The sequence below is a fragment of the Rathayibacter sp. AY1B5 genome (assembly GCF_002932795.1).
GTDB lineage: Bacteria > Actinomycetota > Actinomycetes > Actinomycetales > Microbacteriaceae > Rathayibacter.
Genome location: NZ_PSWM01000022.1, coordinates 1 through 21,332, shown reverse-complemented (window position 1 = coordinate 21,332; position 21,332 = coordinate 1). Strand labels below are relative to the sequence as shown.

The following is a 21,332-nucleotide window of genomic DNA, read 5'->3' as shown; positions in this document are numbered from 1 at the left end:
ACCGCCGCCGCCCCGCGGATCGCCGCCGAGCCCCCCCGCTCGCCTCTCAGCGGCTGAGGAGGGCGACGAGGTCGGTCGCGATGCGGTGCTCGACGTCGGCCGGGACGGGCTGCACGACGGCGTCGAGGTCCGCGGTGACGACCGCGGCGAGGCTCCGGGCCTGCAGGGTCAGGCCGAGGTCCATCGCCTGGATCGGATTCCCGCCGGCGGCGGTGAGGTTGATCATCCGGCCGTTCTCGAGGCGGATGATCTGCTTGCCGTTCTTCAGGCGGATGCCCTGCCGGCGCCGGCCGTCGGCGAACTCGGTGGTCGACTCCGTGGCAGCCGCGAGGGCGTCTTCGTCGATCTCCCACGGGAAGTGGCCGACGCCGGCGATCACGGCGCCGTCGGCGAACGCGTCGATCTCCGCGGCGCCGATGACGCCGGGTGCTCCGGTGGCGGTGAAGACGAACTGCGCGTCCGAGAGGACGTCGGCGACGGGTCCGACGCGGTGGCCGCGGAGGATCGCCTGCAGCGAGCGGATCGGGTCGACGTCGGCGACGGAGACCCGCGCTCCGAGCTGGGCGAGGGTGTCGGCGACTCCGCGTCCGCACGGGCCGTAGCCGATGACCGCGGCGCGCGTGCCGGGGATCATGAGGTTCGTGGCGTTCATGAAGCCCTGGACGACGCTCTGGCCGACGCCGTATTCGTTCTCGACGATCAGCTTGAGGGGGGAGTCGTTGATGACGACGACGGGCCGGGGGAGGGTCGCGCTGCTCTCCCGCAGGCGGATGCCGCCGGTGGTGGTCTCCTCGGTGCCGCCGAGGTAGTGGTCCGGGACGCCGGAGTCGAGGAGCCGGAGGGTCAGGTCGGCGCCGTTGTCGAGGGTGAGGTCGGGATCGTGCTCGAGCACCTCCTCGATGTTGCGGAGGTGCTCCGCCTCGCCGTCGCTCTGCTTCGTGTGGACGCGCACGCCGAGAGCGCGGAGGTCGTCGGCGACGTCGTCCTTCGTGGTTCCGGGAGAGCCCGTCAGAGCGATGTCCATCCCGGCCTCGACCAGGAGCGAGACGAGAGCGGCGGTCTTGGGCTCGACGTGGAGGCAGATCGCCAGCTTCTTCCCGGAGAGCACCGGAGCGAGCTCCCGGACCGCCTGCGCGGTGAGGGGCATGTGGTCCAGTGCCCAGCGGCTCGCCGGGTGGGAGAGGGAGGAGGAGGTCACCAGCGAAGGCTATCGGCGTCGTCGGGGCTCAGCAGGAGCGCTGAGGTGCGCCGGAGCTCGCCTTCGGCGGTCGCCGCGGCGCGAACGGCGCGCTCGACGCAGGAAGCACAGGAATGCCCCGATACCGAGAGCGGGCCCGACGGAGCGCCGACGCTACCCTGACGCCATGCGCCGCAGCCTCGACGACCGTCTCCGGAACCGCGACCGCGCCGGCTCCCCGGCCGTCGCGTCCACCTGATGGAGCGGCGACGGGCGGACCGCTCGGAGCCGGTGCGCGAGTTCCGGCCCTCGAGGGCCCGGCAGAAGAACGAGTCGAGGCGTCTGCGACCGGTCGCTGTCCTTCCCGCGCTGGTCCTGCTGGCGGGGAGCGTCTGGGGAGTCGTGGTCGCCGACGACCGCGGTGCGGCGCTGGCCGTCTACCTCGGGCTGTTCGGCTTCGCCACCGCGGTGGCTCTGGTGATCATCGGAGTCCTGGGGCTCCGCAACCGGCGGTTCCTCGCCACTGCGTCCCTCCGGATCTCGGACCGGGCGATCGAGTGCACGGACGCTCGAGGCAGGGTCGTGACCTTCGAGCGCGCCGACCCGTCGGTGAGGGCGCTGCTCGCGTGGGTGCCCGCCGGCCCGAACAGCGAGGGGATCCACCTGCCTCCCTCGCTCGTCCTGTTCCTGTCGGACGGGACCCGGTCGCTGCGGCTCCGCGGGGCGGACTGGGAGATCGAGGATCTGCGGGCCGTCGTCGCCGCCGTGGAGACGCCGCTCGTGCCCACGGCGCGTGGAGTGCGCGCCGGTGGCCGGAGCGTGTGGGCGCGCCTGCTGGCCGGAGCCGCTCGCCGGCGGCAGATCGAGGCGCCGCCCGCCGCCGAGAAGACGTTGAGCCCCGCCGAGATCAATGAGCTGATCCCCGGGACGATGAGCGTCCGCGAGACCCGTCCGCTGACGTTCGCCCTCCTGATCGGATCCGGCTCGGTGGCTCTCGTGCTGGGCGTCGTCGTCGGGGTCGCCCTCGTGGTGCCCGGGTAGGGGAGGAGGTCGGCAGGCGTGCCGGGGACCGCTGAGCGGCAGACGCGTGCGACAGGCCGCCGTGCCCGACCGGTGACCTCGCCGGGTGATCCCGCTCGCGCCCTAGGCTCCGTGCATGACACTCACCCAGGACTCCGGCTGGATCTGGTTCGGACTCGCGATCGTCACCGCCGGTCTCGCCGAGCAGAAGGGCCGCTCGCGCTGGCGCTGGTTCGTGCTGGGGCTGCTCCTCGGGCCGATCGCGACGGCCCTGGTCGTGCTGTGGGCGCGTCCGGAGGGCGGAGTGGCCACGGACGTGCGCTGGAACTTCGCGATCGGCGCCGGCGTCGCCGCGGCGGCGCTCGTCCTCGTCGCCGTGACCTCGGCCCTCTGGCTGCTGCTCGTCCCGGCGGCGGTCGCGGCGCTCGCCGCCGGGCTGCTCGCCTGGCTGAGCCGCCGCGTCCCCTACGAGCGCCTGTCCCGCTGAGGACCGCTGCCTGGTCGAGCAACGGGGTCTCGAGATCCCGCGGAGTGGGCTCGCGGCCGCGTCACTCCTCGGATCGGATCGACGACCTCGCGCTGGTCGGCCGGGCGCGGCGTCGGCGTCAGCGTTCCGGCCAGGCCTCCCGCACCCCCGCATCCCCCTCCGGATACGCGTCGTGCGAGAAGCACAGCCGCACCCCCGACGCCTCCACCCGCTCGAGCAGCTCCGACGTCCGCTCGTGCGCCCGCGCGTCGTCGCTGATGAACCGCGGCAGCCGGCGCAGGCGCGAGGACCAGCCCAGGAACTCCCGTCCCCACGCCGCGTCGCCGGCCACCAGCACGCGACCCTCGACGAGCACCCCCAGGTGCCCGCGCGCGTGCCCCGGCAGGGGCGCCACGAGCAGCGATCCGTCGCCGAACAGGTCGAAGCCGCTCACCCCCGCGATCGTCGTCGCGGGCTGCTCGTCCGCCACGATCCCGGCCGCGAACCACGGCGGCAGCAGCGCGCGGAAGATCCCCTCCCGCACCCGGTTCCGCCGGACGGACGCGACCTGCCCCGACGACAGCACGAACGTCGCGTCGGGGAACCAGCGCACCCCGCCCACGTGGTCCGGGTGCAGGTGGGTCAGCACCACGAACTCCACGTCGGCCGGGGTCAGTCCGAGGGCGAGCAGCCGCTGGTCGACGGTCTCGCCGTCCGCCACCGTCGCGGGCAGGATGCGCTCGTAGAGCCGCCCGACGACGCCGGTCCCGCGGAAGGTCGGCGGGTAGCCCGTGTCCACGAGCACCCGTCGGCCGCTCGCGTGCGTGTAGAGGAAGACGTTCGAGGGGAAGACGCGGCGGGGGAGCCCCTTCCCCCGGAACACGCGGGACAGCGGGAAGACGGTGCTCCCGCACGCCATCACCCGCAGCGACGACTCAGCCACGCGTCCCCCTCAGGTGCTCGCCGACCCGGCGGATCCCCTCGGCCAGCGGCACGGTCGGCTCGTAGCCGAGCTCGGCCCGCGCCCGCGAGATGTCGAGGGTCTGCGCGTACGCGAGGGTCGCCACGGTGTAGCGGGTGAACGGCGGCTCGCGGCCGGGCAGCAGCCGGTAGACCCGCTCCAGGATCTCGGCGAGCCCGGTCAGCACGCGCAGGTCCACCCGGATGAAGCGCGGCTCCTCGCCCATCGCGGCGAAGAAGCGCTCGAGCAGGTCGCCGAGCGGAGCGGGCTCGCCGTTGGTGATGTTGTAGACGCCGCCGTCGGCCACGGGAGCGTCGGCCGCGAGGACCAGCGCGTGCGCGGCGTTCTCGACGCAGGTGATGTCGACGGGGTTCCGGCCGCCGTCGAAGAGGGGGATGCCGCTGCGGCGGCTGGCGGCGACGAAACGGGGGAGGAGGCTGGGGTCGCCGACGCCGATCAGGCCGCGCGGGCGCAGGATCACGAGCTCGGGGATCCGGCCGGCGCGGTGCGCCTCCTGCAGCAGCCGCTCGGCCTCGATCTTGCTGCGGATGTAGAGACTCATCCGGCTGCCGGTGTCGACCTCCTCCTCCCGCACCAGGTACTGGTGGCGGCGGGCGGAGTAGATGCTCGGCGACGAGACGAAGACGAAGCGGCGGATCCCGCAGCGCTCTGCCAGCGCGATCATCGCCTCTGTGCCCGCCACGTTCGCGCGCTCGAACTCGCTCCACGTGCCCCACGGGCTCGAGAGGGCGGCGGCGTGCACGAGGACGTCGGCCTCGACGGTCATCGCTCCCAGCTCGGCGAGGTCCGCGCGGAAGACCGACGCGCCCTCCTCCTCCAGCCGCGCCAGCGCCTCCGGGTCGCGGCCGGTGGCGAGCACGTCGTCGCCCGCGGCCAGGAACTCGCGCACCGCGTACCCGCCGAGGAAGCCCGTCGCCCCGGTGATCAGGACGCGGCGCTCAGCGGACATCGACGACCTCCAGGCCGCGCTTGCGTCCCCAGTACCAGAGCAGGATCCCGAGGTAGCCGAGCGCCTTGCCCTTCCGGATCGACATCAGCACGACGGCGTTCTTGTCCAGCAGCGCCTCGCTCCGCCCGATCACCTGGCAGACCTTGAGGTGCAGCTCCAGATCCTCGTCGGTGTCGTCGATGCTCGAACGCGGGAAGCCGTCGACCTGGAGGTACAGAGCGGCGTCGATCGCGAGGTTGCAGCCGGCGGCCATGAACATCCGGTACCGCTGGCCGGGGCGGCGGTAGAAGACGGCCGGCGCGTGCTCCATCAGGCGGATCAGCGCGGTGCCGAGCACGCCGTCGTACCAGCGGTAGACGGCCTCGTCCCGCCGCGGGGACAGGCGGCCGCCGACGAAGCGGGCGCCGCCGCGGAGGTCGGCCTTGAGGCGCGCCACCCAGTCGGCGCCCGGCAGGCAGTCGGCGTCGGTGCGGGCGACGGCCGACGCGCCCTCGGCGATCGCATGGCGGAAGCCGGTGTCGGAGGCGGCTCCCGTGCCCTTCTGCGCCTCGTCGATCACGGCGACCTGCCGCTCCGGGCGTCGGCGGCGGAACTCCTCGATCACGGCGCGCGAGCCGTCGGTGCTGCCGTTGTCGACGAGCAGGAGGGTGAAGTCCGGATCGGTCTGGCGGGCGAGCGCGTCGAGGGCGCCGCCGAGCAGCTTCTCCTCGTCGAGGAAGGGCACGACCACCCAGAATCCGTGCGCGTCCATCCGTCCCCCGCTCCGGGACCATGGTGTCGGCGGGCGCCCGTGCCGTCAAACCGCGCCGAACAGTGCGCGCGGAGGTGCAGAGGCGCGCTATACAGGGATTCGCTCCGCACGTCCCGGGGCAGGAAGGGGCCCGCGTGCCCGACCTCCTCCCGCTCCGCGTCCTCGGCACGGGCGAAGCGCTGCCCGAGCGGATCGTCACGACCGCCGAGGTCGCCGCGCTCTGCGGCCTGCCCGCCGACGAGGCCGAGCGCCGCTCCGGCGTGCGCACCCGTCACTGGGTGACCGACGACGAGGACCCGCTCGAGCTCGGCCTGCTCGCCGCCCGCCGGGCGCTCGCCGCGGCCGGTCTCGACACGGTCGACGTGGTGCTCAACGCCTCGGGGACCCAGCTGCAGGCGATCCCGGACGGAGGCGCGCTTCTCGCCGCGGGCCTCGGCCTCGACGACGTCTCGGCGTACAGCGTCGGCGCCACCTGCCTGTCGTTCCTCTTCGCTCTGCAGGAGGCGGGCTTCCTCCTCGCCACCCACCGCGCCGACACGGTCCTCATCGTCTCGACCGACTGCGGCAGCCGCGGCATCGACCCGGGCCAGCCCGAGAGCGCCCTGCTCTTCGGCGATGCGGCCGCCGCCGTCGTGATCGGCCGCGCCGAGACTCCGGGCCAGGGCCTGGTCACCACGCACTTCCGCACCCGCCCGAGCGGCGTGCGCCACGCGGAACTGCGCGGCTTCGGCTCGCGCATCCGCATCGACGAGGCGCCCGACCGGCTCGCCGACTTCCGCTTCGACATGCAGGGCAAGGCGCTGCTCGTCGACGCGCTGCGGCACTTCCCGGCGTTCCTCGAGGAGGTGCGCCCCGGCCTCTCGACCGGGCTCCCCGGCATCGACCGGGTGGTCCCGCACCAGACCAGCGCGGCCGGGCTCGAGGGCATGGCACGCCTCTGGGGCCGCGACCGGATGACGATCACGCTCGGCGAGGTCGGCAACACGATCGGCAGCGCGATCCCCCTGGCCCTGCACCGCTCGCGCGTGCAGCCGGGGGAGTCGGTGCTGCTGGTCGGCACGGGCGCGGGCACGCACTACGGCGCGGTGGTCCTGCAGGCGTGAGGGGTGGACGGCCCGGAAGCCCCGGTCGCACGGCCGCCGCGGAGCCGGTCGCGGCGCTCCTCGCCCTCGTCGGGACGATCGGAGGGGTGGTCTCCGTCGTCCTCGCCGCGCTCGGAGCCGCCGCGAGCGGGCTGGTCCTCGCGGGCTGCGCGAGCACGTACCGCAGCACCTTCCTCGAGGTGCACGACCCGCCGATCGACTGCCTCGCAGGACCCGCGTGGCCCTTCCTCCTGTGGTCGGGCCTCGTGGGCGTCGGCGCGCTGCTCGCCTGCTCCGCCCTCGTCATCGGCGCCTACCGGCCCCGCTGGTCCGTTCCGATCGCCGTCGCCCTGGCCGCTGCGACCGCAGTGTCGGCGCTGCTGACGCTCCCCTCCGTCAGCGTCTAGCCGAGGAGCGACAGGGCCGAGAGCCCGAGGAACGGGGCCGTCACCAGGAGGCAGATCGCGGCGGAGTGCCGGAACCCGTGGTCGGAGTCGCGCCCGCCGACCAGTCGGGTGAGCAGCCCTGTGACCAGCGGCGGGAGCAGGAACAGCAGCAGCCACGGAGCCAGGACGTCTGCGCTCGGCGCCGTCCAGTCGGGCTGGTCGTCGCGGTCCAGCGGAGGGAGCCGCACGAGGAAGAACGCGGCCGTCAGGACGAGGGACGGGAGGACGGACAGGCAGGTGAGCGTGATCGCGGTGAACCTCGCCCCGTCGTCCCGGGAGTACCGTGCCCGGTCGGGATCGGGGGCCGGACCCCGGTCGGTGTCCTCGTCCCAGCCCGGACTGCTGAAGCGGATGCGCCCCATGAGGCGATCATCCCGTCTCCGGGCGGAGCCCTCGACCCGCGGAGGAGCTCACCCTCACGCGGCCGGCGCGAGTGCGACGGAGCCGAGCGACGGGTAGTCGGGGCCCTGGTAGTCCATCGCGGTGAGCGTGCGGATCTCCGGCATCGTCGCGGCCCCCGGGATCGGGATCTCCTGATCGGGCAGGTCCGGGTCCAGCGCGGCGATGTCGAAGGAGTAGCCGGCGGTGTCGACCCAGTTGCCGGAGGCGTCCTGGTCGAGCGCACCCTCCTTGAGGGACAGCCGGAGGTCGGAGGCGTCGCCGGTCGAGAAGCCGGTGAGGACCGCCCACGTCGATCCGTCCGCCCGGCGCTCGATCCGCACCGAGCCGGTCGTCGCGGTCTGCTGGCTGACGAAGTCTCCCGAGAGGGGGAGCTGCTGCTCGAAGGCGCTGAGCGGCGACGCCGCGGAGGGTGGTGCTACGGAGGACGTGGCCGGAACGCCGTCCGCCGCAGCCGACGGCCCTGCGGTCGGCTCCGCAGCGGTGCAACCGGAGAGCAGCAGCCCGCCCGCCAGCGCCGTGACCGCGAACCGTGTTCCGCTCATCCCCATGGAGCGATCCTGGCACGCGGTCGGCCGGCGCACGCGGGTGCTCTCACCCCTCCGATGCGCCACCACCGCCGCCCGCCGCGGTCCAGGCGGACCCGAGCGCGAAGAGCGTCGGTGCTCCGTAGTGCTCCATCGCGGCGGCGACCCGGCGTCGTCCGGTCCGGGGGTTCAGGCCGAGGCGGTGCGACGCGCCCTCGAGGGTGTTGCCCTGCTGCATCAGGCGGAGGAGCGCCGACCACGGCTGCTGGTCCGCTCCCACCGGCTCCGCCCGCCGCCACAGCTCGTCGAAGGAGGCGCGCAGGATGTTCGCGAGGCCTTCGTGCCGGAGTCCCAGGACGCTCGTCGGCACCGCCTCTCCCCAGACGAACGGCAGCGCGATGGTGTCGCCGTCGACCCGGTCCCGGCGACCGCCCGGATGCGGCGGTCGATCCGCCGGCGCTCCTCCTGGAGCACGTCGAGGTGCCGCTCGAGAGCGAGCACCGGCTCCGTGTCGCGCCGCAGGATGCGCCCGATCTCGGGCAGCCCGAGGCCGAGGTCGGGCAGCAGCAGGCCAGTCGCGCCACCTCGTGCAGGGTCCACTCCTGCTCCACAGCGCGCTCCGTCTCCCCGTCGCCGGGGACTCCGGCCGCGAGGGAAGCGACGGTACGGGTCGACGCCGCGTCACGGTCACGTGCGCGGATCCGCTAGTGGGCGCCGCTCGGCCCCGTCTGCGCTCCGCGCCCGGCGACGAGCGTCAGCCGGGTCCGGATCGCGACGCTCACCGGTCGCCTTCGGCGAGGAACGCGCCGCGCGCTTCCAGCAGCCGCCGCAGGTGCCGGTCGAGCACCAGCCGCTCCGCGATCCTCCCGAGGACACCGAGCGGGGCGGAGTAGGTCAGCCGGTCGATCATCACGGAGCCGGAGCCGGAGCCGGAGCCGTCGGGCTCGAAGCGGTGCTCGTGGCGGAATGCGGCGAAGGGCCCGCGGGTCTGCTCGTCGACGAAGGAGTGCGGGGCGTCGAGCGCGGTGACGGTGCTGGTCAGGCGGAGCGGGACGCCGAAGTGCCGGGCGCTCCAGGTCACGTGCTCGCCGAGCCCGATCAGCCCGGTGGTCGTCCCGGACACCGCGCGCTCGCGGGCGCCGGACTGCGAGCGCGTGTGCAGGTCGATGTCGCGCGCCCGGTCGAACATCTCGGCGGCCGGGCGGGGGGAGCGGGTCACGACCTGGAGGAGCACGGTGTCGATCCTGCCCGCTCCGCCTGCAGCCTGCCGGGAGCGCGCCGGTCCGCCCACCTCACCAGCTCGTCACCACCGTTCGCGTGATCACCCACCCCTCGTCGCGGCGGACGAGGCGGCTCGTCAGCTGGAGGCGCCAGGTCGCGTGCAGGCGGCCGATGGTCGCCTCCGTGATCGTGCGGGAGGTGAGCACCGGGTGCGCGGCGCCGCCCGAGAGGGCGCTCTCGACGTGGTCGATCTCGTGGTACTCCTTGCGCGCCTCGTCGATGTCGGCGAGCCACTCCTCCCGGGACTGCACGAGGCCGGTGGGGTGCTCGATCACGAAGCGCTCTTCGAGCAGCGCCTCGAGCGCGGGCAGGTCCACCAGCTCCAGCGCGTCGAAGAGGGCGGCGTGCACGGCGGCCGGGCCGTCGTCCTCGAGGTCGTCGCCCCTGCCGGCGGTCCCGTCGTCGCTCATGCGGGCGGCCCCGTCGTCGCCCGGCGGACGAGCTGGGTCGGCAGCTGCACGTGCAGCGAGCGCGGCTCGCGCCCGGCCATCAGGGCGATCAGCATCTCGGCCGCGGTCGCACCGAGGGTCTGCATCGGCTGGCGGATCGTCGTCAGCGGCGGGTCGAAGCGCGCGGCCTCGGGCACGTCGTCGAAGCCGATCACCGACAGGTCGTGGGGCACGGCGAGGCCCAGGTGCGCGGCGGTCTCGATGATCGCGAGCGCCGAGACGTCGTTCGCAGCGAAGACCGCGGTCGGCCGGTCGGGCAGCGACAGGAGCGAGGAGGCGGGCCGCCGAGCGGTGTCGCGGTGGTAGTTGCCCACGCGCAGCAGCCGCTCGTCGAAGGCGATGCCCGCCTCCGCCAGCGCCGCCCGGTAGCCGGCCTCGCGCAGCCGCGCCGAGCGCAGGTCGCCGCGGCCCGCGACGAAGCCGATGCGGCGGTGCCCGAGGGTGACGAGGTGGCGGACGGCGAGCAGGGCGCCGCCGAAGTTGTCGGACTCGACGGTCGGCAGGTCGGCGCGACCGGTGTGCGGGTCGACGGCGACGAGCGGGATGTCGGAGGGGGCGCTCACCACGCTCGGCGTCACCATGATCGCGCCGTCGATGAGGGTGCCGCTGAGCCGGCTCAGCGAGCGCCGCTCCCAGCCCTCCTGCTCGCCCTCGTGGGAGCCGGAGTAGGCGAGCAGGTCGAACCGCGACTCCGCCAGCACCGACCCCACGCCCTTCAGGATCTCGGCGCTGAACGGCTCGAACCCGGCGACGAGCACGCCGATCACGCCTGTGCGCCGGGAGCGCATGCTGCTCGCGACGAGGCTCGACTCGTAGCCGAGCTCGCGCACGACCTCGAGGACGCGGGTGGCGGTGGAGGGAGCGATGCCGTAGCGGCCGTTCACGGCCTTCGACACCGTCGCCACCGAGACGCCGGCGGCAGCGGCGACGTCGTGGATGGTCGGTCGGGTGGTCATGTGGCCGACTGTAACCCGTGCTTCGAAAACCATTTCGAAAACGTTTGACCACTTTCGCAACCACTGCGGACACTGACTCCACCCGCGAAGGCGGGAACCCCCACGGCGCCGGTGCACCAGGCGGCGCCCTCGATGAAGAGAACGGTTGGACGATGAAGTTCAGGAAGATCGCAGTGGCGACAGCAGCCCTGCTCGGCACGGTCGCGGCCCTCACCGGCTGCTCGGCCCAGGATTCGGGATCGAGCGACGGCACCGTCGCGATGACCCTCTGGCAGAACTCGACCACGGGCCCCGGCCAGGAGTTCTGGGACAAGACGATCGCGGACTTCGAGGCCGCGAACCCCGGAGTGACCATCGAGTCGCAGGCCATCCAGAACGAGGACCTCGACGGCAAGCTCCAGACGGCGCTCAACTCGGGCGACGCCCCCGACGTCTTCCTCCAGCGCGGAGGCGGCAAGCTCGCCGCCATGGTCGCGGGCGGACAGCTCAAGGACCTGACCGGAGGCATCTCCGACCAGGCGCGGAGCGAGATCCCCGAGGGCTCGTTCTCGGCGAACACGCTCGACGACAAGGTCTGGGCGATGCCGGTCGCGGTCCTCCCGGGCGGCCTCTTCTACAGCCAGGACGTGTTCACCGCCGCCGGAGTCACCGAGACCCCGAAGACGATCGACGAGCTCGACTCCGCGATCACGAAGATCAAGGGCAGCGGAGCCCAGGCCGTCGCGCTCGGCGCGAAGGACGCCTGGCCCGCCGCGCACTGGTACTACTTCTTCGCGCTGCGCGAGTGCAGCGCCGACACCATGGCCGAGGCGGCCGACACCAAGGACTTCTCGGACGACTGCTGGGTCCGCGCGGGCGAGGACCTGCAGGACTTCGCGGCGACCGAGCCGTTCAACGAGGGCTTCCTCACCACCGCCGCCCAGCAGGGCGCGGGCAGCTCGGCCGGACTCCTCGCCAACCACCAGGCGTCGATGGAGCTCATGGGCGCATGGGACCCGGGCGTGATCGCCTCCCTCACCCCCGACGAGAAGCCGCTGCCCGACCTGGGCTGGTTCCCCTTCCCCGAGATCGACGGCGGCGACGGCGAGGCCGGCGCGATCATGGGCGGCGTCGACGGCTACTCCTGCTCCGCGGGTGCTCCCGACGAGTGCGTCGACTTCCTCAACTACCTGGCCACCTCCGACGTGCAGAAGGAGTACTACGCGGCCTTCAACGCGCCCCCGGTGAACACCGTGGCGCAGGAGGCGGTCACCGAGCCGTACCTGCAGCAGATCCTCGAGGCCTACAACTCGGCCCCGTACGTCTCGCAGTGGCTCGACACCGTCTACGGCCTCAACGTCGGCAACGCGCTGAACGTCGGAGTCGTCGACCTGCTGGCCGGCAAGAGCGACCCCGAGCAGCTGGTCGAGGCCGTCAACGCCGCCGCGGCGAAGGCCTAGCCACCATGGCACTCCGCGAGAGCCCGCTCCTCGGAGTGGATGAGCCCCGCGGGACCGCGCGCACCGGAGGCGTCACCTCGACGCCTCCGGTGCGCCGGCGCCGCCGCAGCGTGGGCTGGGCGGGGCGCTTCGAGATCGCGCTCCTGGTCGGCCCGGCGCTGATCGTCTTCCTCGCCTTCGTGATCTTCCCGGTCGTGATGGCGGCCTACTACGGCTTCTTCAGCTGGCAGGGCTACGGAGTGCCGACGGACTTCGTCGGCTTCCGCAACTACCTGACGATCCTGCAGGACCCCACCTTCCACGACGCCCTCGCGCACAACGGCATCATCGTGGTGCTCTCGCTCGTGCTCCAGGGGCCGGTCGCGATCCTCCTGGCGCTGCTGCTGAACCGCAAGCTGCGCGGGCAGTCGATCATCCGCGTCCTGATCTTCGTGCCGTACGTGATCTCGGAGGTCGTCGTCGGCACGGGATGGAGCCTGATGCTCCAGACCAGCGGCGCGGTCAACGGCCTGCTCGAGAAGGTCGGCCTCGGCGCGCTGAAGCAGGACTGGCTCTCGGATCCGGCGATCGCGATCTGGACGCTGATGCTGATCATCACGTGGAAGTACATCGGCTTCGCCGTGATCCTCTTCCTCGCGGGTCTGCAGGGCATCCCCGAGGAGCTGTCCGAGGCCGCGGCCATCGACGGCGCCTCCTACTGGCAGGTGCAGCGGCGGATCACCCTGCCCCTGCTCGCGCCGACCCTGCGGATCTGGGCGTTCCTGTCGATCATCGGCGCACTGCAGCTGTTCGACCTCGTCTACATCATCTGGGGCCAGTACGTGTCCTCGACCGCGGGCACCTCGACCATGGCGATCTACCTGGTCACCAACGGCCGCAACGCCGGCAACTACGGATACGGGAACGCCGTCGCAGTGGTCCTGTTCCTGATCTCGCTCGTGGTGGCGCTGATCTACCAGCGCTTCGTGCTCCGGCGCGACACGGCGGGCGCACTGACGGGAGACAAGCGATGACCGGCACGACGATGACGGCCCCGCCGATCACTCCGGAGACCCCTCGGCCTCTCGCGGTGAAGCGGCGTCGGCATCCCCTGGGCCGCGGCACCACGATCGCCTACGTCGTGGCGATCGTCGTGATCGCGCTGATGCTCGCCCCGGTGGCGTACATCATCCTCGGCGGCTTCCGCACGAACGCGCAGATCACCACCGACCCGGCCGGCCTGCCCTCGCCCTGGAACGTGCAGAACTACCTCGACGTGATCACCGGCGGCGTCTTCTGGCAGGAGGTCGGCAACTCCACCATCGCCGGCCTCGCGACGACGCTCGGCGTGGTCGTGCTCGGCCTGATGGCGAGCTACGTCCTGGCCCGGTACGACTTCACCGGCCGGGGCGTGTTCTACGCGCTCTTCGCCGCCGGCCTGATGTTCCCGATGACGGTGGCGATCACTCCTCTCTACCTGGTGATCAAGAGCCTCGGCCTGATGAACTCGCTCGCCGGAGTGGTGCTGCCGCAGATCGCGTTCGGCCTGCCGACCACGATCATCATCCTGGTGCCGTTCCTCCGCGCGATCCCGGACGAGATCCAGGAGGCGGCCTTCATCGACGGCTGCAGCCGGATCGGCTTCTTCTTCCGGATGGTCGTGCGCCTGGCGATGCCCGGCGTGATCACCACGGGGATCCTCGCGTTCATCGCGAGCTGGAACAGCTACCTGCTGCCCCTGTTCATCCTCAACAACGAGTCCACCTTCACGCTCCCGCTCGGAGTGCAGGCGTTCTCGTCGCAGTACTCGGTCGACACGGCGAAGGTGCTCGCCTTCGTGTCGCTGTCGATGATCCCGGCGCTGATCTTCTTCAGCGTCTTCGAGCGCCGCATCGTCGGCGGGCTGACGGGGGCGGTGAAGGGATGAGCGGATCGCTCCGCCCATCCGCCGCGTCCCCCGTCCCGTCCGCACCCGTCGCCCCACCCGCAGAGAGGGTCGCACCGTGACCGCACCGCACGCACCAGAGGAGCCCCAGGCCCCGTCCGCCCGCACCACCGAGCTTCTGGGCCGGATGACGCTGGAGGAGAAGCTCTCCCAGCTGGTCGGCTACTGGGTCGACCAGGGCGGCGAGGTCGTCGCCCCGCTCGCCGGGGAGATGGCCACCTCGACCGGATACGCCGAGGCGACCCGCGAGGGGATCGGCCAGCTGACCCGCGTCTACGGCACGCGCCCCGTCGATCCGCTCGAGCGCGCCCGATGGCTGTGGGCGGAGCAGCGCCGCCTCGTCGAGGAGACGCGGCTGGGCATCCCGGCGATCGTCCACGAGGAGTGCCTGACCGGGCTCGCCGCCTGGCAGGCCGCGACGTTCCCGACTCCGCTCGCCTGGGGCGCCTCCTTCGACCCCGAGCTCGTGGCCGAGCTCGGCGCCGTGATCGGCGGCTCGATGCGCGAGCTCGGGATCCACCAGGGCCTGGCGCCCGTGCTCGACGTGATCCGCGACCCCCGCTGGGGCCGGGTCGACGAGTGCATCGCCGAGGACCCGTACGTCGTCGGCACGATCGGCACCGCGTACGTGCAGGGCCTGCAGTCCACCGGCGTCGACGCGACGCTGAAGCACTTCATCGGCTACTCCGCCTCCCGCGGCGGCCGCAACCACGCGCCGGTGCACGCCGGACCGCGTGAGATCGCGGACGTGCTGCTGCCGCCGTTCGAGATGGCGATCCGCGACGGGGACGCCCGCTCGGTGATGAACTCCTACGCCGAGATCGACGGGGACCCGGTCGGAGCGACGCCCGCCTACCTCACGGGCGTGCTGCGCGAGCGCTGGGGCTTCGACGGCGTGGTCGTCGCCGACTACTTCGCGGTCGCGTTCCTCCACCTCATGCACGCGGTCGCCGCCGACCTGGGCGAGGCGGCCGAGCTGGCGCTCGCCGCGGGGATCGACGTGGAGCTGCCCACCGGTGACGCGTTCCTCGCTCCGCTGGCCGCTCGCATCCGGGCCGGAGAGGCCGACGAGGTGCTCGTCGACCGGGCCGTGCTGCGGGTGCTCGCGCAGAAGGAGCGGCTCGGCCTGCTCGACGCGCGCTTCGACGACGCCCCCGAGTCGATCGACCTCGACTCGCCGGCCCACCGCGACATCGCCCGCCGACTGGCCGAGGAGTCGGTGGTGCTGCTCGCCAACGACGGCGTCCTGCCGCTCGCCCCGCAGCGCCGCCTCGCCCTGATCGGCCCAAACGCCGACAGCGCGCCCGCCCTGATGGGCTGCTACTCCTTCGCCAACCACGTGCTGGCGCACCACCCGGGCGTGCCGCTCGGGTTCGAGATCCCGACCGTCGCGGACGCGCTGGCGGCCGAGTTCGGCCCGGCCGAGCTGCTGCTCGCCGAGGGCTGCTCGGTCGAGGGCGACGACGCCTCCGGGATCGCCGAGGCGGTCCGGGCGGCCGCCGACTCCGACGTGGCGATCGTGGTCGTCGGCGACCGGGCGGGCCTGTTCGGCCGCGGCACGGTCGGCGAGGGCAACGACGTCGAGAGCCTCGAGCTCCCCGGGCGCCAGCGCGAGCTGGTCGAGGCCGTCGTGGCGACCGGGACCCCGGTCGTGCTCGTGCTGCTGACCGGCCGCCCCTACGCCGTGGGCTGGGCGCTCGACGGACCGGCGGCTCCCGCCGCGGTGCTGCAGGCCTTCTTCCCGGGGGAGGAGGGCGCCGGCGCGATCGCGGGCGTCGTCTCGGGCCGGGTCGACCCCTCCGGCCACCTGCCGGTCTCGCTGCCGCGCTCCGCCGGGGCGCAGCCGTTCTCGTACCTGCACCCGATCCTCGGCGGGCCGTCGGACGTGACCTCCGCCGACAGCACGCCGGTGCGGCCGTTCGGCCACGGCCTCTCGTACACGGCCTTCGCCCGGACGGAGCTGGCGGTCGAGGAGTCCGCCCCGACGGACGGCTCCTTCACCGTGACCGTGCGCGTGCGCAACACGGGCGAGCGGGCGGGCACCGACCTGGTGCAGCTGTACGCCCGCGACGTGTTCGCCAGCGTGACCCGGCCGGTGGCGCAGCTGCTCGGCTACGCGCGGATCGCGCTCGAGCCCGGCGAGCAGGCGGAGGTCCGCTTCGAGGTCCCGGCCGCGCGCCTGGCCTTCACCGGCCGCGAGGGCGTTCGGATCGTGGAGCCCGGCCGCATCGAGCTGTGGGTGGGCCCGGACTGCGCGACGCGCGAGACGGAGGCGGCGCTCGAGCTGGTCGGCCCGGCCGCCGCCGTCGACGCCTCCTCGCAGCGCCTCGTCGGCACCCGGGTCCAGCGGGCGGGAGCGGGCGTCCCGGCCTGACCCCGTTCACAACGGAGGAAGGATCGCTTCGGCGGGCCGTGGATCCGCGGATCCCGGTGCCCGCGGGGAGATCCTTCCTCCGTCGTGAACACGGCGCGACCCCGGCGCGGCCCGAGCGGGGATTCGCATCACTCCAACGACGGGTTCGGCGGGCGGCAGCGGCCGTTCACGCTCGAGTCCGTTGAGGACTCAGGACGGATCGCTCAGGCGGCCAGTGGATCGGAGGGCCTGATCGTGTTCAGAACTCAGGACCGATCGCTCCAGCCGCCCGTGGATCCGCGGATCCTGGTGCTCGCGAGGAGATCCGTCCTGCATGGTGAACATGTCACGGCGTCGGCAGGGCGCGGGCGCGGTCGGGGTACTGCTCTGGCGCGGCTCCGTCGGGCGCGGCAGGCTGGGGGGATGAGCGACGACGCGAAGCAGACCCTTCTCCGCTACCTGCAGGAGGGGCGGGACGCCCTGCTGCAGAAGCTCGACGGGCTCGACGAGTACGACGTGCGGCGGCCGATGGTCGCGACGGGCACGAACCTGCTGGGCCTGGTGAAGCACGTGGCGGGCACCGAGGCGGGCTACCTCGGCGCCGTGTTCGGCCGGCCGTTCCCCGAGCCGATGCCCTGGATGGAGGACGAGTCGGAGCCGAACGCGGACATGTGGGCGACGGCCGACGAGTCGCTGGCCGATGTCGTCGCGCTGTACCGCCGCGTGTGGGCCCACTCCGACGCGACGGTCGCGGCCCTCCCGCTCGACGCTCCCGGGCAGGTCCCCTGGTGGACGGGCCGCGACGTGACGCTGCACCGGATCCTCGTCCACATCACCGCGGAGACGCACCGGCACGCGGGTCACGCCGACATCGTCCGCGAGCTGATCGACGGGCGGGTCGGGCTCCGGACGCCCGGTGACAACCTCCCGCCGGTGCCCGAGGAGTGGTGGCCGGAGTACCGGGAGCGCCTCGAGTCGCTGGCGCGCGCCGTCCGCGATCGGGGCTGACGTGCCGGCGTCCGTCGGCACCACGGTCACGTCCGCGCGCGCGGCGCGGCTGCTCGACGAGCTCGGTCCCGCGGCGGAGGCGGCGCTCGACGCGGCCCTGGGCGGTCGCGGTCGCGGCCGGGCCGCCCTGGAGCGGCGCCGCGACGGGGCGTCACCGGAGGAGCGGAGGCGGTGGGTCGAGTTGGAGCGCCGGGCGTTCAGTGCGGAGGCGGACCCTGCGGCCCTCGAGGAGCTGGCGCTGCTGCGCGCGCGGCTCCGCGAGCAGAATCGGGCGCTCGACGCCGCGGTCGCCGGACTGGCGGCGCCTGCCGGACCCCCAGTGGCACAGGGTCGGGTCGGCCGCGCGACGGCGAGCGGCTGGGACGAGACCGGCTGGGACGGGACCGGCCGTGACCGGACCGGTCGGGACGGGACCGGTCGGGACGAGATCGGCCGTGACGAGACCGGCCGGGACGAGACCGGCCGGGACGGGACCGGCCGGGACGAGACCGGTCGGGACGGGACCGGTCGGGACGGGACCGGTCGGGATGAGACCGGCCGGGACGGGACCGGCCGGGACGGGACCGGCCGGGACGAATCGGGCCGAGGCGAACCAGGCCGGGACGCGCCGCCCGGCTGGGGCGAGCGCAGCGGGACGACCGGGGGCGACGACGCCGACGACGCCGACTTCCGTGACTCCGTCCCGCCCCGCCCGCGCCGGCTCCTCGGGGTGATCGCCGCGCTCGTCGCCGTGCTCGGGCTCGCCGCCCTCGGCGCGGCCGCCTCCGTCGCGCTCGCTCCTCGCCCGTCGCTGGAGGTCTTCACCGAGCCCTGGGACGTCCCCGACGACGTCGCCACGCGCCCTCTGTCGACCCTCGCGAGCCTCCGCGTCTTCCACTGGGGCCCGACGCGCTACCTGGGCAGCATCGCCGGAGTCGACTACTTCGCCACCCTCAGTCTCGACTCCTTCTCGGCCGCGGAGCTCGCCGACGAGTCCGTCTGCCTCTACGGGCTCGCGCGCTCCGACGGCGACGTCGTCGTCACGGACTGCGCGGCGACCGCCGACTTCGTCGCGACCGGCATGACCCTCTCGCCCGACGACTACCACGGCGACGCGGGCGGCGCAGGAGTCGCCTGGGGCCCGACCGGTGGGATCCGCTCGGCCGGCTGACGCGGCTCCGCCCGATCCCGCCCGCGCCGGCCCCGCCCCGGCCCCGCCCCTCAGACCCGCCGCGTCGACGCCCGCTCCACCAGCGGCATCGGCACCAGCACGCGCTCGCCCGGCGCGCCGCTGAGCGGTCTCCGAGCAGGGCCGCGTCGCGACGATGCTCGTCGGTCCCACCCTCGCCGAGCTCACGACGGCTCAGGCCGCGGCGCGCACCCCCGGAGTCGTCGAGTGGGGCGAGCGGGCGATGACCCTCGGCGGTGCCCTGCCCGTCGCGCTCGTCGGACCGGGCACGGGCTTCAACGACCCCGTGCTGCAGGCCGCCGAGATCCCCGGAGCGGGCGGCATCGGCTCGGCCCGCGCGCTCGCCGCGATCTGGTCGGCGGCGTTCACCGAGACCGAGGGCGTGCGGCTGCTCGAGGACGCGACGATCGAGCGGGCCACCGCTCCGCTCAGCAGCGGCCCGCCGGTGTGGCCGGTGCCGGGCCCGTTGCCGGCCTGGGGCTGCGGCTTCCAGCTCGGCACCGAGGCCCGCCGGTACCTCACGCCGAGCGGCTTCGGGCACGACGGCGCGGGCGGACGGGTCGCCTTCGCCGACCCGGACGCGGGAGTCGGCTTCGCGTTCCTCACCAACCGGATGGAGGGGGTCGGCGACGTGCGCGCGACCCGCGTCGTCGAGGCGCTCGCGACCGCGCTGCGACTGCCCGCTCAGCGCTGACTCTGACCCCTCCGCCCCACCCCCGTCAAGGGGTGGGGCGTCCGGTCGGCGCCGTCCTAGCGTCGGGGGACGGGCCGACCGGAGGGGCGGTCCGGGATCCAGGGGAGGGCGAGATGCAGAAGCTGTACTACGCGAGCGGATTCGTGCTGCTGGGCGACGAGGTGTGCTCGGCGGTCGTCGAGTACGCGCAGGCGCTGGCGAACGTGGGGAAGTCGGACCTGGTCGTGGTGCCGTCGCTCTCGGACGAGGGGATGCGCGGCGAGACCCGTCTCCTGGTCGGACCGGCCAGCCAGCTCTTCACCAGCCCGGCGCTCGACCGCGGCGTCGACCTCGACGACCCGGAGGCGGTGGAGTCGATGCGCGAGAAGACCCGCCGGCTCCAGCCCGCGCGGCCGACCGTGCAGCCGCGCGGCGAAGGCGACGACAGCGAGGACGACGGCGGGACCGACTACCTCTGAGGTCTCAGGTGTCGAGCGTGGTGCTGGGGCGCTCGCCGAAGCGGTGGGCGTACGAGGCCGAGAACCGGCCGAGGTGCGCGAAGCCCCAGCGCCGTGCGACCTCGCTGACGCTGACGACTCCGGACTCGCCCGCCCGCAGCTCCCTCTGCACGCCGTCCAGCCGGATCCGCCGCAGGTAGTCGACCGCGGTGAAGCCGAACTCGCGTCGGAACTCGGTCTGCAGCGTCCGCAGGCCGATGCCCGCCGCGTCGGCGATCTGCTCGGTCCGCAACGGCTCGTGAGCGTGCGCGTACATGTACTCGACCGCCTGGCGGAGGCGTCCTGATCGGGGCACTCCGAGGTCGCCGGGCGTGTCGAGCGTCGCGTGCGGGAAGGTCTCGAGCAGGGCGACGGCGACCGCGCGGTCGGCCTCTCGGCGCAGCAGCGGCGAGCTGTCGGCGTCGTAGATCACCCGGGCGACCGTCGCGACGGTCGCCGACCAGCGTCGCAGCGCCGCGCCCTCGGGCCGTGACGTGGTGTCGAAGAGGAGGGGGCCGCGGGTGCCCTCGACCTCCTCCGCGATGCCCTCGAGGTACGCGCCGTCGAAGTGGATGAGGTTCTGGCGGTAGTCGTGGAACTCGAACCGGCTGGGGCGGTCGTTGACGAAGATCGCCGGCTGCCCGAATCCGAGGGTCACCGCGTCGCCGTCGAGATCGGTGACGCCCGCGCCGGCGGTCAGCCACGAGACGACGTACTCGCCCTCGGTCTGGATCGAGCCCTGCACGGAGCCGGCGAACTGGCTGCCGCGGAGCGTCACGTCGCCGTCGCCGACGGAGGTGTAGCGGTACGAGAAGTCCTCGCCGGGCTCGACGACGAAGCGGTGCCCGTTGTACGACTGCTCGAAGAGGGCCCGCGCCTGCTCGATGTCACGCCCGCCGATGTCGGAGCGCATGACCTCGTCCTTCTCGTTCATCCCGATCAGGGTCGCACGAGGAGCGCTCCTCGCCGCGTGCCCCGAACGGGGAATTCGTTAAGCGGATAAGCCAGTCGCGGGTCCGGCGGCGCGGGTCATGGCCTGGACGGTCGCCGCCTGGAACTGCGTGAGCAGCACCACGGTGTGCCGCGCTCCGGCTTCCACGGCGAGCGAGAAGGTGGCGCCGGCCGGAGTGGCCCGCCAGGAGCGGATGTCGCGGGTGCCGACGCGGGTCGAGTCGCCGGTGCCGGCGCTCCGCAGCACCAGGGAGTCGGGCAGCACGCAGAGCGCGCCCGACACCCCGTCGACAGTGGAGGAGCACTCGAAGCCGGCATCGTTGTGCACTGCACCGGCGAGCTCGACGAAGTCGGTGACCTCCATCGGCTCGTCGTCGTCGCGCCTGGACACGGCGCGCTCAGGCAGCGTGCGTGAGCCCGGAGGACTCGGGCTGCTGCGCCGGCTCGGTGACGATCCGCAGGCCCCGGCCGCTGTTGGCCTCCTCCATCAGTGCGCGCACCCAGGTGGCGTTGATCGCCGGCATGCGGCTGCCGTGGAACGAGAACTGGAGGGGGATGGTCGGGTGCAGCCAGAGCGTCTGGCGTCCGGTGCCGTGGGCGCTCGAGGCGTCGAGCTGGAAAGCGAACGCCTCGTCGCGGCGGAACTTGTTGATCATGACGATCTGCAGGTGCGCGAGCGCACGGTCGTCGATCTCGTGCGAGGTGGGGGGAGTCCCGTAGAGGAGAGCGCCCATGGTGCGTGCCGCCGTTCTGTGCTGTGTCGCGGGTGCCGGCCGCGACGGTGGAGTGCCCCGACGAGTGCCGCCGGGAGGGGGAGTGCGAGAGGGTGGGGGG

25 protein-coding genes are annotated in these 21,332 nt (G+C 73.4%); 12 read left to right on the top strand and 13 right to left on the bottom strand.

Features of this window, described 5'->3' with window-relative positions; translation table 11 throughout:
* Window positions 1-46: 46 nt before the first annotated feature.
* The gene (locus tag C5D44_RS13365) at window positions 47-1,198 is read right to left on the bottom strand and encodes an adenosylhomocysteinase (RefSeq protein ID WP_219815347.1); all 1,152 of its coding nucleotides are present in this window, start codon (window positions 1,196-1,198) and stop codon (window positions 47-49) included.
* Window positions 1,199-1,435: 237 nt separating this feature from the next.
* Here C5D44_RS13365 and C5D44_RS13360 point away from each other — a divergent pair, with 237 nt between their 5' ends.
* Both C5D44_RS13360 and C5D44_RS13355 read left to right on the top strand, forming a co-directional pair.
* Window positions 1,436-2,218, top strand: coding sequence for a hypothetical protein (locus C5D44_RS13360; RefSeq protein WP_146088056.1), 783 nt, complete (start codon window positions 1,436-1,438; stop codon window positions 2,216-2,218).
* Between the two features lie 115 nt (window positions 2,219-2,333).
* Window positions 2,334-2,684, top strand: coding sequence for a hypothetical protein (locus tag C5D44_RS13355; RefSeq protein ID WP_104281934.1), 351 nt, complete (start codon window positions 2,334-2,336; stop codon window positions 2,682-2,684).
* Between the two features lie 118 nt (window positions 2,685-2,802).
* On the opposite strand, the gene C5D44_RS13350 is transcribed toward C5D44_RS13355, so the two are convergent.
* The 3 genes from C5D44_RS13350 to C5D44_RS13340 are packed head-to-tail and all read right to left on the bottom strand — an operon-like array spanning window position 2,803 to window position 5,345.
* Window positions 2,803-3,606 (bottom strand): MBL fold metallo-hydrolase, encoded by an 804-nt coding sequence (locus C5D44_RS13350; protein ID WP_104281933.1) that lies wholly within the window; start codon window positions 3,604-3,606, stop codon window positions 2,803-2,805.
* Window positions 3,599-4,594: an NAD(P)-dependent oxidoreductase gene (locus C5D44_RS13345; RefSeq protein WP_104281932.1), complete on the bottom strand. Its 996-nt coding sequence runs from the start codon at window positions 4,592-4,594 to the stop codon at window positions 3,599-3,601. Before C5D44_RS13345 ends, C5D44_RS13350 begins: the two co-directional genes overlap by 8 nt.
* Window positions 4,584-5,345, bottom strand: a complete 762-nt coding sequence (locus C5D44_RS13340; protein WP_104281931.1) for a glycosyltransferase family A protein — start codon at window positions 5,343-5,345, stop codon at window positions 4,584-4,586. Before C5D44_RS13340 ends, C5D44_RS13345 begins: the two co-directional genes overlap by 11 nt.
* A 134-nt stretch (window positions 5,346-5,479) precedes the next feature.
* On the opposite strand from C5D44_RS13340, the gene C5D44_RS13335 reads away from it, so the two are divergent.
* Both C5D44_RS13335 and C5D44_RS13330 read left to right on the top strand, forming a co-directional pair.
* Window positions 5,480-6,448, top strand: a complete 969-nt coding sequence (locus tag C5D44_RS13335; protein ID WP_219815346.1) for a 3-oxoacyl-ACP synthase III family protein — start codon at window positions 5,480-5,482, stop codon at window positions 6,446-6,448.
* Between the two features lie 86 nt (window positions 6,449-6,534).
* Window positions 6,535-6,834, top strand: coding sequence for a hypothetical protein (locus tag C5D44_RS13330; protein WP_104281929.1), 300 nt, complete (start codon window positions 6,535-6,537; stop codon window positions 6,832-6,834).
* Here C5D44_RS13330 and C5D44_RS13325 read toward each other — a convergent pair.
* The 6 genes from C5D44_RS13325 to C5D44_RS13295 all read right to left on the bottom strand — a co-directional run bounded on the left by C5D44_RS13325 (window position 6,831) and on the right by C5D44_RS13295 (window position 10,485).
* Complete coding sequence (locus tag C5D44_RS13325; RefSeq protein WP_104281928.1) at window positions 6,831-7,235, bottom strand: hypothetical protein; 405 nt, start codon at window positions 7,233-7,235, stop codon at window positions 6,831-6,833. The genes C5D44_RS13330 and C5D44_RS13325 overlap by 4 nt on opposite strands.
* 54 nt (window positions 7,236-7,289) lie before the next feature.
* A complete protein-coding gene (locus C5D44_RS13320; protein ID WP_146088055.1) occupies window positions 7,290-7,817 on the bottom strand; it encodes a hypothetical protein in 528 nt (175 codons plus the stop codon).
* Window positions 7,818-7,866: 49 nt separating this feature from the next.
* Complete coding sequence (locus C5D44_RS13315; RefSeq protein WP_104281926.1) at window positions 7,867-8,169, bottom strand: hypothetical protein; 303 nt, start codon at window positions 8,167-8,169, stop codon at window positions 7,867-7,869.
* 408 nt (window positions 8,170-8,577) lie between these two features.
* The gene (locus C5D44_RS13305; RefSeq protein WP_308471648.1) at window positions 8,578-9,033 is read right to left on the bottom strand and encodes an SRPBCC family protein; all 456 of its coding nucleotides are present in this window, start codon (window positions 9,031-9,033) and stop codon (window positions 8,578-8,580) included.
* Between the two features lie 58 nt (window positions 9,034-9,091).
* Window positions 9,092-9,490 carry a nuclear transport factor 2 family protein gene (locus C5D44_RS13300; protein ID WP_104281924.1) on the bottom strand — a complete coding sequence of 133 codons (399 nt, stop codon included), beginning with the start codon at window positions 9,488-9,490 and terminating at the stop codon, window positions 9,092-9,094.
* A complete protein-coding gene (locus tag C5D44_RS13295) occupies window positions 9,487-10,485 on the bottom strand; it encodes a LacI family DNA-binding transcriptional regulator (protein ID WP_104281923.1) in 999 nt (332 codons plus the stop codon). Before C5D44_RS13295 ends, C5D44_RS13300 begins: the two co-directional genes overlap by 4 nt.
* A 152-nt stretch (window positions 10,486-10,637) precedes the next feature.
* On the opposite strand from C5D44_RS13295, the gene C5D44_RS13290 reads away from it, so the two are divergent.
* From C5D44_RS13290 to C5D44_RS13255, 8 genes are all read left to right on the top strand, one after another.
* On the top strand, window positions 10,638-11,924 hold the full coding sequence (locus tag C5D44_RS13290; protein WP_104275792.1) for an ABC transporter substrate-binding protein: 1,287 nt from the start codon (window positions 10,638-10,640) through the stop codon (window positions 11,922-11,924).
* 5 nt (window positions 11,925-11,929) lie between these two features.
* Complete coding sequence (locus tag C5D44_RS13285; protein WP_104281922.1) at window positions 11,930-12,937, top strand: carbohydrate ABC transporter permease; 1,008 nt, start codon at window positions 11,930-11,932, stop codon at window positions 12,935-12,937.
* Entirely contained in the window at window positions 12,934-13,830 is an 897-nt protein-coding gene (locus tag C5D44_RS13280; protein ID WP_104281921.1) for a carbohydrate ABC transporter permease, read from the top strand. The genes C5D44_RS13285 and C5D44_RS13280 overlap by 4 nt, the downstream gene beginning before the upstream one ends.
* A gap of 145 nt (window positions 13,831-13,975) precedes the next feature.
* Window positions 13,976-16,222, top strand: a complete 2,247-nt coding sequence (locus tag C5D44_RS13275) for a glycoside hydrolase family 3 N-terminal domain-containing protein (protein ID WP_104281920.1) — start codon at window positions 13,976-13,978, stop codon at window positions 16,220-16,222.
* Window positions 16,223-16,624: 402 nt separating this feature from the next.
* Complete coding sequence (locus C5D44_RS13270; RefSeq protein WP_104281919.1) at window positions 16,625-17,209, top strand: DinB family protein; 585 nt, start codon at window positions 16,625-16,627, stop codon at window positions 17,207-17,209.
* Between the two features lies 1 nt (window position 17,210).
* A complete protein-coding gene (locus C5D44_RS13265) occupies window positions 17,211-18,359 on the top strand; it encodes a hypothetical protein (RefSeq protein ID WP_104281918.1) in 1,149 nt (382 codons plus the stop codon).
* Window positions 18,360-18,513: 154 nt separating this feature from the next.
* Entirely contained in the window at window positions 18,514-19,071 is a 558-nt protein-coding gene (locus C5D44_RS13260) for a serine hydrolase domain-containing protein (RefSeq protein ID WP_104281917.1), read from the top strand.
* Between the two features lie 113 nt (window positions 19,072-19,184).
* Complete coding sequence (locus tag C5D44_RS13255) at window positions 19,185-19,529, top strand: hypothetical protein (protein WP_104258084.1); 345 nt, start codon at window positions 19,185-19,187, stop codon at window positions 19,527-19,529.
* Window positions 19,530-19,533: 4 nt separating this feature from the next.
* Here the strand turns inward: C5D44_RS13255 and C5D44_RS13250 are convergent, their stop codons facing one another.
* From C5D44_RS13250 to C5D44_RS13240, 3 genes are read right to left on the bottom strand one after another with little or no spacing between them, the layout of a single operon-like run.
* The gene (locus C5D44_RS13250; RefSeq protein ID WP_104281916.1) at window positions 19,534-20,481 is read right to left on the bottom strand and encodes an AraC family transcriptional regulator; all 948 of its coding nucleotides are present in this window, start codon (window positions 20,479-20,481) and stop codon (window positions 19,534-19,536) included.
* 57 nt (window positions 20,482-20,538) lie between these two features.
* Window positions 20,539-20,889 (bottom strand): hypothetical protein, encoded by a 351-nt coding sequence (locus tag C5D44_RS13245; protein ID WP_104281915.1) that lies wholly within the window; start codon window positions 20,887-20,889, stop codon window positions 20,539-20,541.
* A 7-nt stretch (window positions 20,890-20,896) separates the two neighbouring features.
* Window positions 20,897-21,232: an ATP-dependent DNA ligase gene (locus C5D44_RS13240; protein ID WP_104223411.1), complete on the bottom strand. Its 336-nt coding sequence runs from the start codon at window positions 21,230-21,232 to the stop codon at window positions 20,897-20,899.
* Between the last annotated feature and the right edge of the window lie 100 nt (window positions 21,233-21,332).

Bases quoted from the DNA above. Each gene is read 5' to 3' on its own strand.
- C5D44_RS13250 (WP_104281916.1), bottom strand. From the start codon at position 20,481: ATGAACGAGAAGGACGAGGTCATGCGCTCCGACATCGGCGGGCGTGAC.
- C5D44_RS13360 (WP_146088056.1), top strand. From the start codon at position 1,436: ATGGAGCGGCGACGGGCGGACCGCTCGGAGCCGGTGCGCGAGTTCCGG.
- C5D44_RS13255 (WP_104258084.1), top strand. From the start codon at position 19,185: ATGCAGAAGCTGTACTACGCGAGCGGATTCGTGCTGCTGGGCGACGAG.
- C5D44_RS13320 (WP_146088055.1), bottom strand. From the start codon at position 7,817: ATGAGCGGAACACGGTTCGCGGTCACGGCGCTGGCGGGCGGGCTGCTG.
- C5D44_RS13270 (WP_104281919.1), top strand. From the start codon at position 16,625: ATGAGCGACGACGCGAAGCAGACCCTTCTCCGCTACCTGCAGGAGGGG.
- C5D44_RS13260 (WP_104281917.1), top strand. From the start codon at position 18,514: ATGCTCGTCGGTCCCACCCTCGCCGAGCTCACGACGGCTCAGGCCGCG.
- C5D44_RS13285 (WP_104281922.1), top strand. From the start codon at position 11,930: ATGGCACTCCGCGAGAGCCCGCTCCTCGGAGTGGATGAGCCCCGCGGG.
- C5D44_RS13280 (WP_104281921.1), top strand. From the start codon at position 12,934: ATGACCGGCACGACGATGACGGCCCCGCCGATCACTCCGGAGACCCCT.
- C5D44_RS13345 (WP_104281932.1), bottom strand. From the start codon at position 4,594: ATGTCCGCTGAGCGCCGCGTCCTGATCACCGGGGCGACGGGCTTCCTC.
- C5D44_RS13325 (WP_104281928.1), bottom strand. From the start codon at position 7,235: ATGGGGCGCATCCGCTTCAGCAGTCCGGGCTGGGACGAGGACACCGAC.
- C5D44_RS13340 (WP_104281931.1), bottom strand. From the start codon at position 5,345: ATGGACGCGCACGGATTCTGGGTGGTCGTGCCCTTCCTCGACGAGGAG.
- C5D44_RS13295 (WP_104281923.1), bottom strand. From the start codon at position 10,485: ATGACCACCCGACCGACCATCCACGACGTCGCCGCTGCCGCCGGCGTC.
- C5D44_RS13240 (WP_104223411.1), bottom strand. From the start codon at position 21,232: ATGGGCGCTCTCCTCTACGGGACTCCCCCCACCTCGCACGAGATCGAC.
- C5D44_RS13275 (WP_104281920.1), top strand. From the start codon at position 13,976: ATGACGCTGGAGGAGAAGCTCTCCCAGCTGGTCGGCTACTGGGTCGAC.
- C5D44_RS13300 (WP_104281924.1), bottom strand. From the start codon at position 9,490: ATGAGCGACGACGGGACCGCCGGCAGGGGCGACGACCTCGAGGACGAC.
- C5D44_RS13290 (WP_104275792.1), top strand. From the start codon at position 10,638: ATGAAGTTCAGGAAGATCGCAGTGGCGACAGCAGCCCTGCTCGGCACG.
- C5D44_RS13355 (WP_104281934.1), top strand. From the start codon at position 2,334: ATGACACTCACCCAGGACTCCGGCTGGATCTGGTTCGGACTCGCGATC.